Genomic DNA, 13,952 nt, shown 5'->3' with positions numbered 1-13,952 from the left:
AGGAGGTTTTTTGTAAATGAGTGTGCTTGAAAGAACAATTAAAAAAATTTATCCCCAGGATAGCGAGGCAAGGGATAAGGCAAAAGATCGACTTGACAACTTGGCTCTTCCCCACTGGGCTCTTGGAGATCTCATGGATCTGGCAATTGATATCGCCGGTATGACCCGTTCCTTGAAACCAGATGTGGCAAGAAAAGCGATAATTACCATGGCGGCGGATCATGGTGTGGTCAAGGAAAACATTTCCAAATTTCCCAGCGAAGTCACACCTCAGATGGTGTACAATTTTGTGAATGGCGGTGCGGGGATAAATGCCCTGGCAAGACAGGCTGGTGCCAGGATTTTTGTTGTTGATATGGGGGTTGCGGCAGATCTGAATAACCTTGCTGATGCAGGAAAGATCATCAATAAGAAAGTGGGTCTTGGAACAGACAATATTGCTGAAGGACCGGCCATGAGTAAGGCAATGGCCAGAAGGGCTGTGGAATCCGGTATTGATATTGCCGAAAACCTCTCGGATGAAATCGATCTTTTTGGAACCGGAGATATGGGTATAGGTAATACCACACCGTCGACCGCTATCGCCGCCATCTGTACCGGCAGGTCGGTTGAGGAGTTGACCGGAAGGGGAACAGGGCTTGATGATGAACAACTGGCCCATAAAATAGAAGTGATCAACAGGATCCTTGAAGTGAACAAGGTAGATACGGAAGATGGTCTTGATATCCTGGCCAAAGTTGGTGGCTTTGAGATAGGTGGTATTGCAGGCGTTATCCTCGGCGCTGCGGCAAACAGAAAACCTGTTCTGATTGACGGTTTTATTTCTACCGCAGGCGCACTCATTGCTTGTAAGATTGAGCCTTTTATAAGAGATTATCTTGTGTTTTCTCATCGCTCCGTTGAACCTGGCCATAAGGCAATGCAGGAGTTCCTTGGATGCAGAAAACCGTTGCTGGATCTCTCTTTTCGTCTTGGGGAAGGAACCGGCGCGGCCGTTGCAATGAATCTGGTGGAGGGAGCTGTTGCAATATTGACGGAAGTGGCAACCTTTGAAGAGGCTGCTGTTGCCGGGGCCGACAAATAGAACTGGAAACTGGTGATCCATTGAGATCTTTTTTCATACCCTTTTTTACTGCCATCCGATTTCTTACCCTCTTCCCTGTCTCCTGGAAGGTTGAAAAGGATGGTGATTATTTTCCAGCCAGCCTTTATTTTTTCCCTGCAGTTGGTGGAATAATAGGAATACTCGGCTTTTTTCTGGCCAGAATTCTTCTGGTTGTTTTTCCTGTTGAGGTGGCTGCTGTAGCGATACTCGGGTTTCTTGCCTTTGTTTCGGGTTGTCTTCATCTGGATGGTCTGGCAGACAGTGGTGACGGACTGCTTTCCGCACGTCCCCGGGAAAGGGCACTGGAAATAATGAAGGACAGCAGAACCGGGTCCATGGGTGTGGTGGTTGTGGTCTTTCTGCTGCTGGGAAAATACAGTGCACTTGTGGCCATGGATAATCAGCAGTTCTGTAAAGCAGTATTTTTCATGCCCCTTGCCGGACGTTGTTTTATTGTTTTTGCCATGTCCCTGCAGCGCTATGCCAGAAAAGAAGGCGGGCTGGGACAGTTGTTTTACTCTGGCATGAGCAGGAAGGCTGCAGTTCCGGCTGGATGTATTCTTGCGGGCTGCCTGCTGCTCATAGCTGGTCCGGTCCGGTTCAATGTGTTTATGTTGACAGTTTTCCCCACATTTTTCATGTTTATTTACATGTGTAATAAAAAACTGGGGGAGCTACCGGAGACACACTTGGAGCACTCTGTGAAATTGTAGAGCTGATGACTGCAGTTTCATTCGTTTTATGATTAAAATAAAACCTAACACCCCACAAGGGGTATAAGTGCCTTGGAAATGAACCTAACCATTTAATTTCAAAACACCTTCCCCTTTCTTGTTTTTTATGACAGAAATTCAGGAGTAAGGCACTAAATCCTGCAGTGTTTTGATATCAGACAGTTACATATTCCTCGACTATTATGAAAACATTTGAACATGGTGGTAATATTCACAGGTTTTTGCGTGATAACGGTAATGAAGAACGTGAAGTTATTGATTTCAGTGCCAATCTGAATCCCGTTGGTCCACCTGAATGGTTGAGGAGCGTGATCAGTTCTTCTCTGGAACAGGTTGTCCATTATCCCGATCCGGACAACAGTGAATTCGTGCAGGCTGTCTCCAATAACGTAAATATTGATGCCGGCTGCGTCATTGCCGCCAACGGAACAACAGAGTTACTGTACGTGTTGACCAGGATTCTACCCGTTTCAGGCGTCCTGATCCCGGTTCCTTCCTATGTGGATTATATCAAGGCATCTGAGCTGGCCGGCCTTGATGTCCGGACTTTTAAACTGAGGGAAGAAGATCATTTCAAATTGCCTTTTGACAGGTTTGAGGAAAAGATCAGACCCGGCGAGCTGGTTATCCTGGGAACGCCAAACAATCCAACGGGAACTTTGCCTGACAGGGAAGGGATAAAACAGCTCTGCCAGCGATTTCCCGATACGTTTTTCGTTCTGGATGAAGCGTTTCTTGATTTCATGGGTGAGGAGCTCTCCCTTGCCGGGGCGGGTGCCAATATTATCACCCTTCATTCCATGACGAAATTTTATGCAGTACCAGGTCTGCGACTCGGATATGGTGTTTTTCCTGCAGGAATAGTTGATGAGATACGAAAAAATATCCCACCTTGGACAGTCAACACGTTTGCCCAGAGGGTTGGAGCCAGAGCCCTTGCAGACAGGGAATATCAGCTGAAGAGCCGGGAAATATGCAGGCTCCTTTCAGAGGAATTGCAGAAAGGGCTGCAGGACTTTCCCGGACTGAAAATCTGTGGTGCCGGGGCTAATTTTATTTTTATGAAACTGACGGGTGGGCAAAAGAGCCGTGAACTCGCTGGGTTCTGCGAAAGAAATAGACTGCTGATACGTCCTTGTGATAATTACCGGGGGCTTGATGATACCTATTTTCGGATCGCAGTGAGAACATCCCGGGAAAATGATAAATTGCTCAGGGTTTTTAAAAAGTTTTTTTATCCTGCATTGAAGAAGCAGGTCAGAGAAAAGAAATCCCGGGCCCTTATGTTCCAGGGTACCTGTTCCGATGCCGGGAAATCAATTCTTACTGCCGGATTATGTCGAATTCTCCGTCAGGATGGTGTCAAGGTTGCGCCGTTTAAGGCACAAAATATGTCTCTTAACTCCTTTGTGACTTTGAGGGGAGATGAAATGGGACGGGCACAGGTTGTTCAGGCTCAGGCGGCTGGTATAGATCCTGACTGTCGGATGAATCCAGTTCTGCTGAAACCGAATTCTGATACCGGCAGCCAGATAATTGTGGCAGGGCAACCAGTCGGAAATATGTCTGTGTTGGAATATAACAGGTATAAACCTGAGTGCTGGAAAACCGTATGTGAATCCTATGACAGTCTTGCCAGTGAGTATGATGTTGTCGTTCTGGAGGGTGCGGGGTCTCCGGGAGAAGTGAACCTGAAGGCCGATGATATTGTCAATATGAAAATGGCTCAGTATGCAGAATCTCCGGTTCTCCTGGTAGGTGATATTGACAGGGGGGAGTCTATGCCTCGTTTGTCGGAATCATGGAGGTCCTGGCGGAGTGGGAGCGACGACTGGTTGCAGGCTTTATTGTCAATAAATTCAGGGGACAAGCGTCCCTTTTGGAATCTGCACATACGTATGTAAGGGATCATACCGGGCGTGATGTTTTTGGTGTCATTCCCTACCTGAGCAATCTGGGCTTACCGGAAGAGGATTCAGTTTCCTTTAAAAAAGGGTTGTTCAACAGGGAAAAGGAGAGTGTGGAAAGTGTGGAGATTGTCCTCCTGAATCTGCCCCACATCTCTAATTTTACGGACGTTGAACCTCTTCTTGATGAACCTGATGTTCACCTCCGGGTAGTGGACAGGGCTGCAGACGTGGGACAACCTGCGGCCATAATCCTTCCAGGCTCCAAAAATGTCATCCATGATTTGGAATATATGCGTTCAGAAGGTTTTTTCCAGGTTATTCGCAGGGCAAGTGAAGAAGGTTGCGAGATTGTCGGTATATGTGGCGGCTATATGATGCTGGGAAGACTCATTTCGGACCCCTTTCAGATTGAATCCAAGGCAGGGAAGGTTGATGGACTCGGTCTTCTGCCACTGGAGACCACCATAGAAAAGGAAAAAAACCTTATTCGTAAAAGAGGAGTACACAACCCTTCGGGTTGTGCAGTTTTTGGTTATGAAATACACCATGGCATATCAACGGAGGCCGAAAGACCACTTATCCGTTTTGAGGATTCTTCCGCATGCGGGACAAGTTCAAGAGACGATCGCATCTGGGGGTGCTATCTCCATGGTGTTTTTGATGCGGACGAATTCAGGAGATGGTTTATTGACAGACTGCGCCTCCAAAAAGGATTGAAACCGGTTGGTAGAATACTTGCTCCCTATGACCTTGAAAACGCGTTTGATCGTCTTGCTGACTGTCTGCGGGAAAACGTGGATATTGAGGGTGTCTACAGGTTGCTGTCCCTATGATGACCAGGTGATGAACTCTCGGGAGAATAATTGATCATGGTGTATTCTGTTCAGATTCTTGTCGCAGTAGGACTTGATCTGCTTTTCGGTGATCCGAGATGGTTTCCCCACCCTGTCAGATTGATTGGATGGTTCTGTACAATTTCGGAAAAATTGACCAGGCGTCTGTTTGCAAATGAGATTCTGGCAGGATTAATTACTGTCTGTCTCGTTTTGGCAATTACAGGTAGTATTACACTGTTTCTGTTGCTCTTTGCCGGCTCAGTGAGTAGTCAGGTCGAGGTAGTGGCTGCTGTTATTCTGCTGTACTTCTGTTTTGCCGTGAAAGATCTTATCAGGCACAGTGAAGAAGTGTTTCGCGAACTTTTCGTTAATAATGATCTCAAAGGAGCGAGAAAAGCCATCGCCAGAATAGTTGGCAGGGATACAGATTCTCTTGATCAGGAAGAAATCAGCAGGGCCTGTGTGGAAACTGTTGCAGAAAACATGGTGGATGGCATGACGGCCCCTTTTTTCTTTGCCGTGGTTTTCAGCGCTTTTTCCGGGTGCCTTGGACTGTCTGCCATTGGTTGGTCTGCCGTCGGGGCGATGCTCTACAAGGCTGTGAATACTATGGATTCTATGATCGGTTATAAAAATAAACAATATATACGGTTTGGAAAAATTGCCGCTAAATTTGATGATATATGCAATTTTTTACCAGCAAGAATCAGTGGAATAATACTTATTCTTGCTGCATTTATTTTAAAATTGGATTACAGAGGGGCTTTGCGAATTTTTTCAAGGGACAGACTGGCCCATGCAAGTCCGAACGCAGGTCACACGGAAGCTGTGGTGGCCGGCGCATTTGGTATTTTTCTTGGCGGGACGTCATCATATTTTGGTGTGCCTGTTGAAAAGCCCGTTATTGGTGATAAACTGAGGAATATAGAATCAGGCGATATTAAAAGATGTAATACACTTATAATTGTCGGTTTTTTCCTCTTTGTTTTCTTTCTGCTGGCTTTACGTATGTTATGGATATTTTAAGAGTAGCTGGAAACACATTGTTTTTCTTTTTTCTTCTTTTTGCTGCAGCAGGTACGCATTTGTCTTTTGCTGATGAGATACAGTCAGGTTTTGCTTCAAATGCAAAAAATCTTGATACATCAGATGGATTGCTCCATATCAGTCCGGAAATTTTAAAAGGACTCAATGAGGAGCAAAGGAAGTGGTACGAAAAATTTAATGAAGGTGTTCTTTTTTTTGATGGATGGAGATCCATTTCACAGGACATTCTCAGTCATTTTCCTCCGGAAAAACGTGTGGAAGTAAGAAAATATATTCAACGACTCGGTATTCTGATAGGAACTGAATGGTCCAAGGAAAATGATGTCAGATGTATTGACAATAAAAAGTTAGGGGAATGGGGAGATCGGATAAAAGACGCAATTCGCGAGGGATCTACTGAAGGACTTACTGTGGCACTCAAGTCAATCAATGACGAAGTTGAATGTCTGCTGAGAAAAAGCAGGAATGGTGAATATTCGCTGAATCTGGCCAGTCCGGATGAGTAGTCCTCAAACAGGGAGAGTAGGTGTCAATCTGAAGATGGCCTTTTTGCCCGATTTCTGCGTCGCTACGAAAAATAAAAATGCTCACATATGCCTAATATGCTGCGCTTTTTATATTCCTATGCTCCTTGAACTTGAACAAAAAATCTCATTTCTGGACAGACACTAGTTAAGAAAACAATAATCAATTGGAGGAAGTAATGGAAAGAACGTTCGGAATCATCAAACCGAATGCGTTTGCTGATGGCAACAGTGGCAAGATTATCAGCAGGATTTACGAGGAAGGGTTTAAAATAGTCGGATTGAAAAAACTCTATCTCAGCAAGGTTGAAGCCGAAGGATTTTATTATGTCCATAAGGACAGACCCTTTTTTGATGAACTGACTGAGTTCATGTCAAGTGGTCCCTGTGTTGTTATGGTACTTGAAGCGGAAAATGCTATTCAGAAATGGAGAGATCTCATGGGGGCAACAAATCCCGCTGAGGCCGCTGAAGGAACACTGCGGAAAGAGTTCGGTGCATCTCTCGGAGAGAATGCAACACATGGTTCAGATGCGCCTGAAACTGCGGCGTTTGAAATTGGTTATTTCTTTTCAGGGCTCGAACTGCTGTAAATCCTTTTCCTGAATACCCAGGAGGCTGTCTACGATGTATCGAGGGCGCCGAGGTATAAATAAAAATATACAAATATACTTCAAGCCCTTGATAACGAAGTGCGGGATTGGTTTTTTTTATTTATGGATCATTCAGTGGATGGGTCGTCAGGTGAAGCGGGAGCATGAACTTTTGTTACCTCGCATTCCACTGTCCCTTGATGGAGCAGGATCTCAAGATGTTCGCCTGGTGACACTTCCCCTGATTGACTTACCACTTTTCGTACTCCATGCCCTTTGTCTTCTCTGGTGACTATGGCGTACCCCCGTGCAAGGGTCGCCAGGGGGCTGACGGTGTTCAGGACAGCAGCGGCTCTTGCAAATCTTGTTTCTCTGCCCTGCATGATAATTTCCATGGTATTGATAAACCGGGATGTTGCCAGCTTCAGAACCTGTTGCCTGGCTATCAGTTTTGAGAGAGGAGCGTTTCTTTCAAAGAGCTGTAATTTCCGAAAAAAAAGATTCTTTTTTGTGCTCAAGAGCGTTGTCATGGCTTGAACCAGGTAGGTTTTTCCCAAATTCAGCCGCAATTCAAGATTTTCAAATTTTTGTTCTAATGTACCCAGTATTTTGACTCGGCTGTCAAGCTGCATCTCCAGGTTTTCAATTTTGGAATCGATGCGAAAACCCAGTTGTTTTTTCAAAACTTCCAGACGCGTGTACAGTTCGTCTCCGTTGGGAAAAATGGTTGTTGCAGCCCCGGTTGGTGTGGGACACCTGAGATCGGCGCAGAAATCTGCTATTGTAAAATCAGTCTCATGCCCGATACCGGTGACAACAGGGACCTTTGAATGGAAGATTGCCCTTGCGGTATGTTCCTCGTTGAAAGCCCATAAATCTTCAATGGAACCACCCCCACGACACAGGACAATAACATCAGCATCTTTGATCCGGTTGGCTGTTTCTATGGCGTAAGCTATCTCTTTTGCTGCCTGTTCGCCCTGCACCCTGACAGGAATTATCTGCAGGCAGGCTGGGAAATTTCTTGTGGAATAGATTTTCAGGAAGTCCTGAAGAGCAGCTCCGGTAGGGGATGAAATAACTATGATTTTAAAGGGCAGTGGAGGGACTTTCTTTTTAATCTCATGGGAAAAGAGTCCTTCAGCGGCTAGTCTTGTCTTTAATTGTTCGAATTCCATCTGGAGGTGCCCCGTCCCCAGGTGATCAATGCTGTCGATGATGATCTGGTATTCTCCCCGTGGTTCATAAACTGAAATTCTGCCAAAACAGATAATCTGCTGCCCATCTTTGAGGGAATGACTGACAAATCGTTTCTGATTTTTAAACAGGACTGCACGGATCTGTGACTGGCTGTCCTTCAGAGAAAAATAGGAATGACCGGAAAAAGGAACCCTGAGATTGGATACTTCACCCTTTATGCGGATGAATCTATATTTACCCTCCAGCAGCGATTTAATGGAACTGGTCAGTTCAGTTACTGTAAGAACGGTCGGTGATCCTGTTTCTGATATCATATGGAACTGTTTGCCGGATTGAAGGTGAAATAACATGTTTACCCATGACAGAACACAAGCTTTATATTATATTGTCCAGCTCGGATAAAGTCTCTAAAAATTGAACCATTCAGTGATTTTCAGAAATTTTCAAAATAGATCAACCGGAGGAATGACAATGGCGGGTGAGAGTGCATACACCAAGCGACTTACTGCAGAAACAAAAATGGATAAAATCGAGGAGTTGCTGGAGCATTTCAATTTGCCGCCTGAGGTAATAACTTCCATACGTAAAAATCAAAAACTTATAATTTTCGGGCTTGTTCTGCTATTGATATTTACTGTCACGTTTTCCCTGTATACCTCATACAGGAAAAAAATAGTGCAGGAAGGCGCTTCAGCTCTTGCTGTTGCTGTTCAAGAGCCCCCTGAAAAAAGAATGGAAGCGCTTGCAGCTGTGGTGGAAAAATACGGGAGTACAACATCTGCACAATGGGCTAGGATTGAAATAGCCAATCTGAACATGAAAAACGGTGATTACAACTCCGCTGCACAAGAATATCTCAATGAGTTGAAAGAGACTGATGATTCAAATCCCTTGTATGGATTGCTGCTCTTTGGCGCCGGTCAGGCGCTGGAGTCTGAAAAGAAGTATGATGAGGCCGCGGCCCAATACAATCTTCTGAAGGAATTGAAAGGGTATGAGCATATTGGCTATATCGGCCTGGCTCGCATTGAGGAGGTACAGGGGAATTTTGCAAAGGCCAATACTACTTATAATAATTTCCTGCTGAATGTGGGTGATGATCCCTCTGCTGCGAGGGCCAGAGCTGAAATAGAATCTCGAATAGCCAGGTTGAAGATGAAAATGAGCAAGAAATAGTCCGGCAACCTGGACACAGCGACAGAAAACTAATGAAAATCCGACTGCGGCAGAAACACCTTCCGTGGTGAGATTTTCAGATTAAGGGAGAGCTTTGATATGCCTGGATTTGAAATCTTTGGGGAAGAAGAAAAGAAAGAAATAATGGACGTGCTCGATACGGGCGTTCTTTTCAGGTATGAATTTCATGACCAGAGAAATGGTGTTTACAAGGTAAAAGAGTTTGAGGAGAAATTTGCACGATACTGTGGTTGTGAGCATGCCCAGGCAGTTACCTCGGGAACTGCAGCATTGAAAGTTGCCCTGATGGCATTGGGGATAGGACCTGGAGATGAAGTTATTACGCAGGGCTTCACCTTTGTTGCCACCTGGGAAGCTATCTTTGAAGTCGGAGCCATTCCTGTATTTACTGAAGTAGACAGGACTTTGAACATGGACCCCGCCGATCTTGAAAAAAAGATAACTTCCCGGACGAAATGTATTATTCCGGTGCATATGCTTGGAGCACAGGCCCGAATCAAAGAAATCATTAAAATTGCCGATAAATACTCCATTCCTGTCCTGGAAGATACAGCTCAGGCGGCCGGAGGGACCCTTGACGGAAAATATCTTGGGACTTTCGGACGATGCGGCACATTTTCCTTTGACTCAGTCAAGACGATGACCACTGGTGAAGGTGGTATGGTTATTACCGGGGATGGAGAGCTGAAAAAAACAATGTCCGAATATCATGACCATGGTCATGATCACAAAGTGAACCCCGGTGGACGCGGGGGAGAGGGAAGGCGATTTATCGGTTTCAACTACCGAATGATGGAGATTCAGGGAGCAATCGGCATCGCCCAGTTGGCAAAACTGGATTCAATGATAGTGGCACAGAAGAGAAACAAGGCAAAATTAAAAGAAGGTGCTTCGAAAATTCCCGGCGTCAGCTTTCGGGAGCTGATGGATGAAGACGGTGATACGGCAACTTTTTTTACTTTTATTCTTCAGGATTCAGAGCAGTGTAAAAGGGTGAACGAATCCCTGCGTGCTGATGGTTTCGGGGCCATAAACTGGGCAGAGAACAGTTGGCATTTCTATCCAGCCTGGGAACATTTGCTGGGAGGAAAAACGACCTCTTCCTGCGGGTATCCATTTGTATCCCCGGGAGGAAAAAGAAGAGTTATTTATGACCCGGAGGCTCTGCCGAAATCGGCTGATCTTATGGGGAAAACCCTGGTGTATCCCGTATCCATTAAAATGGGAGAAGAGGTGCTTGATAACATGTGCAAGGCTCTGGAAAAAGCAGCAGGTGCCTGAAAAAGCAGGTATATTCGGGAATTTCTCTGAGTCTCGTTTACAATAGAATAAAGGCCGTAAATTGTTTTTTAATTTACGGCCTTTATTTTTAGAATTGAAGATTTTTTTGTTTATTTATAAAATTTATGAGAGCCGAACTGATTCAGGTAGGTATATTTTGAGGCCCAGTACGGTGTGATGCCGTCAACATGGTAATGGGTTGCCCCCTGGGTGAAGTCGTTGGTTTGCAGTGCGATATAGACTGATTTCATGCACTGCAGAAAAGCTTTTGGGTCATCTGGGATATATGAATTTTTCTGGAAGGTCCAGCTGAACTGATAGGGTTCCTTTACAATGTCCTTGATCGGCACATGCCTCTCATTTGCACGATTCAGAGTAACCAAGGCAACGGCAACCTGACCGACTGTTGGTTCAGAACGGGCTTCGTGGTATACATTGAGAGTGAGCCATAAAAGTCCTTCTAAAAGAGTCATTTTTACTTCTCCTGCAAATTAAACTGTATATTCCGCAAATATAATACATTTAAAAAAGTCGTCAATACTTTGATAGGAAAAGAAACAGGTATGATACGGATTATATTATAACATATCGAAATCATATTATATTTTAGAGGTAAATTTTCAGAAAACAGGTATTGACAGAATCTGAACAGAACAGGAATTATATCAGGATATGAACTGGAACAACAGTTTATATAATGGTACCAGATTGTTGCTGCAAATTACTACGCTGCTGCCGGTTGGGCATCCCTGTTGTTAAGAAAAGGCAGGAACGTCCCGGTTTTGTTCTGTGAGTTTTTTGATACATTCATCTGAATTGGAATGGAACCATTTTTCTGAACTTCGACAACCTCCCAGCAATGGGGAGAGGCGGCGATGGCCTTCATAAAATGAAAATGTTCGGTATGTCCAGTCTTGTAGGCGTTCACATGCCCGAGAATCGGACAACCGAGGAGGCTCAGGTCTCCAACGAGATCCAGTACCTTGTGGCGAATAAACTCGTCATCAAATCGAAGACCATCTTCGTTGAGAACAGATTTGCGGTTCCAATGAATGGCAATGACATTATCAAGGGTACTACCAAGAGCAAGACCGTTTGCCCATAACTCTTCAACCTGTTCCACATACCCGAAGGTTCTGGCTTTGGATATCTCCTGGCCGAAGTTTTCGGGGGACAGATCCAGAGAGAATTTCTGGTTCTGGATAACCGTGTCATCAAAACAGATTTCACCCGTCACTTTGAAACCGTTGTAGGGAGAGATGGAAATTGATTTTTCTCCATCGTCATAATGAATAGGTTGAGTTATTTTGAGTATTTTCTTAAAACTCTTCTGTTTTTTCTTTCCGGACGATTTTATCAGTTGAAAAAACGGCTCGGCACTACCGTCCATTATTGGCACTTCACGGGAATCAAGCTCTATTTCCGCATTATCAATTCCAAAAGCTTTCAGGGCGGCAAGCAGGTGTTCAGTTGTAGATACCTGTATACGTTCATTCCCTATGGTTGTGGCAAGCCTGGTATCCACGACCATATCCATATGCGCCTGAATAGGTTCAGTCGGTTGAATATCCGTACGGAAAAAACGAATACCACTGTCTTCGGGAGCCGGTTTGATGGAGAGATTAACGGTTCTTCCTGAATGTAATCCTACTCCACAACAGCTGACGGATTTTTGCAGTGTGTACTGATACGGATCAATATGGAGTGTCATATAAATACCTTAATGAAAAATTGGAAATAATTTAGATTTTTTATGCATTTTTCATGCCATTTGGGATGATTGGTTTGGTTGCTGCTATGTATTGGAAACCATGGGGAAACAAAAGAATATTCATACAAGAAAGGTAAAGCTGAAGTGTGTGGGAAAAAACACCTATGCGTGGAAAATGACAACAAATCGGTCTGGTAAGGGTTTTACCTGGTTCAGGTTTCAACCTGCTCAGGATTTTTTCCGGAAGATACAGTATCGAGAATAAATTTTTTAAAACCTTCTTCAGGTTCAAGTCTGATTCTGAGGACATAAAGGGGAAGAGGAAGTTGCTGGTCCGCAATTTTTACAAAATCTTTTTCCGTAGTCAGCAAACTGGTTGCTCCGGTATTTTGCGCACTTTGACAGAGACAGTTTAGACGCTGACCGTCATATCGGCTGTGATCACGAAATGTTTTGAAGCTGGTCAGGAGGATTCCTGTTTGTTCTATCGTATGGCGGAAGCGTGTCGGATTTGCAATGGCACAGAAAGCAAAAACACTATCCAGCGAAGTTGGGTCGGAAACAACCCTGTTATCATCAGCGGAAATGATTTCAATCCCCGTAAGATATGTTTGGAAAACCGGTTTATCCGGAAACCTGGTGGAAAGGAGTTCCGAAAATCTGTCAGCGCGATTTTTGTTGTCGTCAGAGATACCTGTGATCATAAAACCGCTACACCGCTTCAGGGCCTGCACAGGTTCTCTGAGTTCACCTCCCGGAAAAACACGGCTGTTTCCTGCCAGCGTAGTTGCATTGAAAAGAACCAGGTCAAGTTGCCGTTTTACAGCCATGTGCTGAAATCCATCGTCAAGCAGAATAATATCAACATTCAGTTCATTGACTGCGTATTGACAGGGATGAATTCTTTTTTTACCGGTTATTACCGGAATACCGTCCAGTGAACAGGCCAGCATATAAGGTTCATCTCCTGCCTCATGTTGGTTCAGGTGAACCTTTTTTCCATCTGAGACTATATTGACTTTATTTCCCGCCTTTCCCCTGTATCCTCTGCTGATGACCGCCGGCCTGTAACCTTCTTTCTGTAAATGTTTCGCAAGCCATTGTATGACAGGAGTTTTCCCTGATCCGCCCATGGTAAGATTACCAATTGATATCACAGGAACAGGAAGGGAATGAATTTTTAAAATATTTTTTCTGTACAGAAAAGCTCTCAGGGCCATCAGGCTGGCATAAACAGGACTGAGGGGACGACCCAGGGAAAAAAGAAAATCTAACTTGCTGTTCAAAATAACACCTTCAGCGAACTGGCAGGTTCAAATGTTTTCACCGTCAGAAAACTGTAGTAACGGTAATCCAGTGGCGGCATAAAATTTCAACTTTATTTGAAAATACCATTCATACCTGAATCCTGCACTTCAGTAAATGAAAACTCTGAAAATATTGAGCCTGACAACGTTTAAACTGATAATAAATAGGGGGGGGAGCTCTTAACAAAATCCGGTTTACCATGAAACTCAACCGGATTGGAGTTGTGGGAAAAAAGGTTTTGTGAGAATAAACTTATTTGCTCGGAATACGGCAGGGATTATGAAGATAATTGGGATATATCGCTTTGTTTATCAATAATAGTTTGACATGAACTAATTATTTTTGATATAACAAAAACCGTTTCTCCAGACTTAGGTCACTTGCAGGTTTGATGTGGATGAAAACACCGAGTTACAAATCCTGTGACCAGTTACGTTGGTAAAAGTGGTCGGAGTGTCTGTTATTTTTAATCATAACTGGCTGATATTAAGTGCATATAATGAATG

The 13,952-nt window shown here is 44.3% G+C and carries 11 protein-coding genes and 1 pseudogene; 8 read left to right on the top strand and 4 right to left on the bottom strand.

Features of this window, described 5'->3' with window-relative positions; translation table 11 throughout:
* Positions 1 to 16: 16 nt before the first annotated feature.
* The 6 genes and pseudogenes from cobT (at position 17) to ndk (ending at position 6,749) form a co-directional block, all read left to right on the top strand.
* Positions 17 to 1,084, top strand: a complete 1,068-nt coding sequence (gene cobT / locus LO777_RS07620) for a nicotinate-nucleotide--dimethylbenzimidazole phosphoribosyltransferase (RefSeq protein ID WP_228856920.1) — start codon at positions 17 to 19, stop codon at positions 1,082 to 1,084.
* Positions 1,085 to 1,104: 20 nt separating this feature from the next.
* Positions 1,105 to 1,818 (top strand): adenosylcobinamide-GDP ribazoletransferase, encoded by a 714-nt coding sequence (locus tag LO777_RS07615; RefSeq protein WP_228856919.1) that lies wholly within the window; start codon positions 1,105 to 1,107, stop codon positions 1,816 to 1,818.
* A 203-nt stretch (positions 1,819 to 2,021) separates the two neighbouring features.
* Positions 2,022 to 4,582: pseudogene (locus LO777_RS07610) on the top strand (cobyric acid synthase).
* 36 nt (positions 4,583 to 4,618) lie between these two features.
* Positions 4,619 to 5,611 carry an adenosylcobinamide-phosphate synthase CbiB gene (gene cbiB / locus LO777_RS07600; protein ID WP_228856916.1) on the top strand — a complete coding sequence of 331 codons (993 nt, stop codon included), beginning with the start codon at positions 4,619 to 4,621 and terminating at the stop codon, positions 5,609 to 5,611.
* The gene (locus LO777_RS07595; RefSeq protein ID WP_228856915.1) at positions 5,599 to 6,138 is read left to right on the top strand and encodes a hypothetical protein; all 540 of its coding nucleotides are present in this window, start codon (positions 5,599 to 5,601) and stop codon (positions 6,136 to 6,138) included. Before cbiB ends, LO777_RS07595 begins: the two co-directional genes overlap by 13 nt.
* Before the next feature lie 197 nt (positions 6,139 to 6,335).
* Positions 6,336 to 6,749, top strand: a complete 414-nt coding sequence (gene ndk / locus LO777_RS07590; RefSeq protein ID WP_228856914.1) for a nucleoside-diphosphate kinase — start codon at positions 6,336 to 6,338, stop codon at positions 6,747 to 6,749.
* Positions 6,750 to 6,877: 128 nt separating this feature from the next.
* On the opposite strand, the gene xseA is transcribed toward ndk, so the two are convergent.
* On the bottom strand, positions 6,878 to 8,263 hold the full coding sequence (xseA, locus tag LO777_RS07585) for an exodeoxyribonuclease VII large subunit (protein ID WP_228856913.1): 1,386 nt from the start codon (positions 8,261 to 8,263) through the stop codon (positions 6,878 to 6,880).
* A gap of 157 nt (positions 8,264 to 8,420) precedes the next feature.
* Here xseA and LO777_RS07580 point away from each other — a divergent pair, with 157 nt between their 5' ends.
* Both LO777_RS07580 and LO777_RS07575 read left to right on the top strand, forming a co-directional pair.
* The gene (locus LO777_RS07580; RefSeq protein ID WP_228856912.1) at positions 8,421 to 9,125 is read left to right on the top strand and encodes a YfgM family protein; all 705 of its coding nucleotides are present in this window, start codon (positions 8,421 to 8,423) and stop codon (positions 9,123 to 9,125) included.
* A gap of 99 nt (positions 9,126 to 9,224) precedes the next feature.
* Entirely contained in the window at positions 9,225 to 10,427 is a 1,203-nt protein-coding gene (locus tag LO777_RS07575) for a DegT/DnrJ/EryC1/StrS family aminotransferase (protein ID WP_228856911.1), read from the top strand.
* Between the two features lie 110 nt (positions 10,428 to 10,537).
* Here the strand turns inward: LO777_RS07575 and LO777_RS07570 are convergent, their stop codons facing one another.
* The 3 genes from LO777_RS07570 to lpxK form a co-directional block, all read right to left on the bottom strand.
* Positions 10,538 to 10,900 carry a cell wall hydrolase gene (locus LO777_RS07570; RefSeq protein ID WP_228856910.1) on the bottom strand — a complete coding sequence of 121 codons (363 nt, stop codon included), beginning with the start codon at positions 10,898 to 10,900 and terminating at the stop codon, positions 10,538 to 10,540.
* A 251-nt stretch (positions 10,901 to 11,151) separates the two neighbouring features.
* Positions 11,152 to 12,138, bottom strand: coding sequence for a UDP-3-O-acyl-N-acetylglucosamine deacetylase (gene lpxC, locus LO777_RS07565; protein ID WP_228856909.1), 987 nt, complete (start codon positions 12,136 to 12,138; stop codon positions 11,152 to 11,154).
* Between the two features lie 212 nt (positions 12,139 to 12,350).
* The gene (lpxK, locus tag LO777_RS07560; protein ID WP_228856908.1) at positions 12,351 to 13,424 is read right to left on the bottom strand and encodes a tetraacyldisaccharide 4'-kinase; all 1,074 of its coding nucleotides are present in this window, start codon (positions 13,422 to 13,424) and stop codon (positions 12,351 to 12,353) included.
* Between the last annotated feature and the right edge of the window lie 528 nt (positions 13,425 to 13,952).

This window comes from Desulfomarina profundi, assembly GCF_019703855.1.
Taxonomy (GTDB): domain Bacteria; phylum Desulfobacterota; class Desulfobulbia; order Desulfobulbales; family Desulfocapsaceae; genus Desulfomarina; species Desulfomarina profundi.
The sequence above is the reverse complement of the archived record's forward strand: the minus strand, read 5'-3'. Positions and strand labels throughout refer to the sequence as shown.